This is a genomic window from uncultured Campylobacter sp., assembly GCF_937997595.1.
In the GTDB taxonomy this organism is placed as follows: Bacteria; Campylobacterota; Campylobacteria; order Campylobacterales; family Campylobacteraceae; genus Campylobacter_B.
Window position 1 is genome coordinate 1 of record NZ_CALKTS010000151.1, and the last position, 4,260, is coordinate 4,260.

Below are 4,260 nucleotides of genomic sequence, written 5' to 3' on the forward strand. Positions count from 1 at the left end.
AAAGCAAAGCCCATCTATGCCCAAAATGCGGCGAAAACACGATATATTTCGACGGAATCTGCCACTCGTGCCGCCAAAGGCAGAGGCGAGACGAAATTTTAAACCTAAGCACGGACGAAGTAGAAGCGATGATCCTAAAAATCGCGGGCCGCATAGACGAGATCGAAAAATGGGATGAGATTTGCAATGATTTTTGGGCGCTTTTTAGCCTGTTGGGCATCCATGATCCAAGGATCGTGAGAGCCGCTGCCGCGGCGGAGATTTACTACCCACCGGAGCTTTACTTCGGCGCGCCTAGGGACGTAAGAGACGCGCTCATAGCAAAACTAAACTCGCTACAAGACAATACCAAAAACACTCTAAATGACGTTCTATGCGCGCTTGCGTGGCAGGGTGACGAGCAGACGACGCGGCTTTTTTACGAGCTGTATCAAAACCCGAAGCCGTGGCGCCAAAAGCTTTACGCAGGCACTGAAATTTACGCGCAAATCGGCGGCTGGAGCTTTGACGAGACGGGCGAGCGCAAATCGCTCGTTTTTGATAAATGCCTCACAGCAGTGCGCGTAAAAGATAGCGCGGAGAAAAACGGCGGCTGCGCTAGCGAGCGCGGAGGCGACGACGTCGGCGCGCGAAGCAAAAACGCGAGCGGCATGAGTGAAATTTTAAATTTCAAAGGCGGCGCGAGCGGCGCAAATTCCGAACAAAACGCGCAAAACGGCGCGGACGAAATTTCAAATTTATACGCGGGCGCGCAGAGTACTCGCGCAAGCATGGACGAAGACGCGATCTTGCGGAACGAGCGCGTAAATTTCAAATCAGACGCGCAAAAAGACGCTAGCGGCAGTTTAAATTTAAGCGAAAATGCAAAGGACGCCCGCTGCGAAGGCGCGAACCAAAACGCGGATGAGCCCGTACAGATCGGCGAGCCTACGGGGCAAAAGTGCGAGTTTTGCGGCTGCGAGATGCTTGATATGCTGCGTCTTAAGGCCGATGAGCCGCGGCTTGCGTTTTTAAATTTAAAGCACGACGCGATCTTTCGCTGCTGCCCGACCTGCGTCGGCTCGGTAATGTATTTTTGCAAATGCGGCGCGGACGGCGAGCCGGAGCTAAGTTACGAGGGCGAAGGGATGGAGAAAAGTTACTTTTCGCAGCAGGATATGACGCGGCTAAGCGGTATGAAATTTAAGCTAGGCGGCGAGGTTTCGCCATTTTACGGCTGCTTTGAAGAGCTTGACGTGACCGTGGGCGACTTATCCGCAGTGGGTGCAGGATGCCGCGTATCTGAGCTGCCCCAGCTGCGGCGGGACGATGAAGCATCTAGCGCAGATCCCATTCGGCGAGCTGGTGCAGGGCGAGGGGGTCATATACGTGCAGATCTGCGAGAAATGCGAGATTTTGGGCGGTTGCTTTCAGTGCACGTGAGGGCAGAGTTTTTAAAATTTGAGCTCCGAGCCTGCGCAAAAAATTAAGCTATAATTGCGTTTAAATTTAATTAAAGGAGAGATTATGGGGCTATTTGGCTCAGGAAAAAAATCTGAAAAAGTGCAAATTCCAAGCACTTTTGCCGGCAGAGTGGATAAATTTTGGGCGGAATTTAGCGGCGTGATAGATGAGACCAAGGCTGATTTGGCAGCGGAAGAGTTTGAAAAGGCGATGCGAAAGACCGACGAGAAGCTTCGCATCTGCCTTGCCGAGCCCTATTTTATGACGGGGCTCGCGGGCGATAAGCTCGATCTAGTGCTAACTCCCGAGGGTATGAGACACCGATTATTTTGGCTAAGCTTTATCAAAAATGCTATGCCAAAGCAGCTTGAGGACAGAATGCTCTGCACGCTCGGAAAGCCGCGCGCGCCGCGAGGTATCGGCGGGATCGAGATGTATGGTACCCGCGTAAACGCCGAGGAGTCGATGATCTACGCGCAGTTTAACGAAAGCGACGTGGATATTAAAATTTACAACGAAAACCTAGCGGCTCTGCTCGCGCAGGACGAGAGTAAGGCGGGCAATCTGAGCTTCATCCTGCTTGATAACATCATCGGCGAGACGACGGTCATTAACGCTTTGGGCATGCTTGAGGTACTCGATAAGCCGCAGGAAAACGGCGTGCCGCTAAGCGAATTTGCCGATCTGATCGATGAGAAATTCGGCGAAAAAGCTGCGCGCGAACCGCTAAAGAATTTTTTTAGCTATGAGATGCAGCCGCGCGGTAGCAAGGTGCGCGAGGACGTGGTTGTGGGCACAACCTGCCTGCGAAATCTCATAGGCGAGTACCTAGGCGGCAAGCGCGACATCTACAATGAAGCTTTCGAGCTCGGCATCAAATTTTGCTTTCTTAGCGTAGGTAACGGCGACGACATGCAGGCGGGCTTTGATCTGCGAAACAAGATCGAGGACGAGGAGCTAGAAAGCTGCGGCTCGTTTCTGGAGATAATCGGCGGCGCAACCGGGCAAAGGCACGCATACATCGATCTCATCTGCTATGACGAGGAAAGGCTGAAAGAAAAAGTAAGCGAGCTTTGCAAAAAATATGGCGCAAATATCGAAATCCACGACTTTAAGCGGTAGCAACTTTGGTTTTTACCGCTCTAAAATTTGCGACTTAAGCGGTAACGGCCTCTGTTTTTGCGGCAGATAAATTTGAAATTTTGCGCCATCGCGGAAAATAAATTTTAAAATTCTACGTCGCCGCGTAAAATAAATTTAAAATTTGCCGCGCCGCACGCTTTTCGTGCGGTTTTGCTATTTTGACGACACGCGGAAAATTGAGCGAGCCGTGGGCTTACGATATAAATTTTGGCGATTTAGCAGTAAATTTTAGTAAAATTTGCGAGGTTCACAGCGTAAATTTGCAGCGATAAAATTTTGCTTCGGTTTCAGTGCAAAGCGCACCGATTAAGAAACTTAAGGAAGATAAAATTTTAGGAAACAAACATGAAAATTATCTCTAAATTTAAAGATAATTACGATTTTATGGTGTCAAAATACGGAGTTGATGAGACTTTGGTCTATGACCGCAGAAACTCTACTCCAGTCAGTGCGGACGAGCTATGGAGGCTTGATGAGGGCGATAAAAAGGTCTTTGAAAGGAAGCTTAGCGGGTACCGCTTTATCCGCGGTAAATTTATAAACTGGAGCAAAACTAACGTAAATGAACTGCCGCGCCTGCTTCACTCCGTAATTTTCATCGGCAAAAATTTAGTCCATATTTTCGCAACGCAAGGTAAAATTTACACAAGCCTAGAGTTTGACGAGACGGAGCTAAGAAGGCAGTATCAGAATGACAGAACTTTGAGCTTTGGCGATGGATTTCGCGCCCATATCGTCTCATGGCTAGGTAAGGTCGGCGAGCAGGCTACACGCGAGGAAATTCTGCAGCTCATGGCACTAGAGGGCAACCGCAAAACGACGCTAAAAAGCATTGTTTACGGCGATATAAGCAAAGATGAAATTTTAAACGCCCCAATCGTATTTTTTAAGCTCACACAGAACATTCACACCGCAGCGATAAATCCACAGCTTAACGCGATGGGGTTTTATCTGAACGCCGATTTCGTCTGGCAAAGCTTAGTCGAGTTTTTATCCGCCAAAAAGGACGCCTCCGCTCCGGCAGGCACGATACCAAATGATATAAAAATCGCTAGCAAGGGCTTTGACGTAAAGCGCTCGTTCCGCCCAAAAATGAAATAACTCGGCTCGCGCAGCAAATAATCCGTGCAATCATCGCTAGAATTTATCCCTCTTTACTTCGCTACTTGACGGATCGCATAAATAGAGCGAAATTTTATAAATTTTTATAAGTTTCGACGAGCAAGCGCACGAAAGCTTAGGCGCAAAATAAAACGCGGATAAAATTCCGCAAAAGCTCTTTTGCAAAATTTTAAAAGAATTAAATTTTGATGGTGTTGTTTTAAATCCAACAAATCCTAATTTTAAAGATATAAACTTGGAAAAACAAACAAGATGGGAATTAGAAGCTATGTACAAAGCAAGTGCTATAGTTTTCTGGATTCCTAGAAGTGAAGAACATCCTGCATTTACAACTAATATAGAAATTGGTGCTCAATTTGGAAAGCCAGGTATTTTTGTAGGGTTCCCTAAAAACTCTTGGAAAAACGAGTATATAAAAGTACGATGTGATATTACAGGGCAAGAAGTTTTTACTTCATTAAAAACAATGTTAAAAGCTGTCGTACGAGATTTGACAAGGAGTCCGAAAGATTGGTTTATATCTGATACACACTTTTCACAGCAAAAAACTTT

General features: G+C 47.3%; 4 protein-coding genes. All 4 read left to right on the forward strand.

The window, feature by feature from the left end:
* On the forward strand, positions 1–1,469 hold a 1,469-nt coding region (locus Q0614_RS05375), incomplete at its 5' end, for a hypothetical protein (protein ID WP_298787068.1).
* A gap of 37 nt (positions 1,470–1,506) precedes the next feature.
* Complete coding sequence (locus Q0614_RS05380; protein ID WP_298787069.1) at positions 1,507–2,565, forward strand: hypothetical protein; 1,059 nt, start codon at positions 1,507–1,509, stop codon at positions 2,563–2,565.
* 366 nt (positions 2,566–2,931) lie between these two features.
* On the forward strand, positions 2,932–3,687 hold the full coding sequence (locus tag Q0614_RS05385; RefSeq protein ID WP_298787070.1) for a hypothetical protein: 756 nt from the start codon (positions 2,932–2,934) through the stop codon (positions 3,685–3,687).
* Between the two features lie 256 nt (positions 3,688–3,943).
* Positions 3,944–4,260 (forward strand): hypothetical protein (locus Q0614_RS05390; protein ID WP_298787071.1); only part of this gene is annotated, 317 nt, incomplete at its 3' end.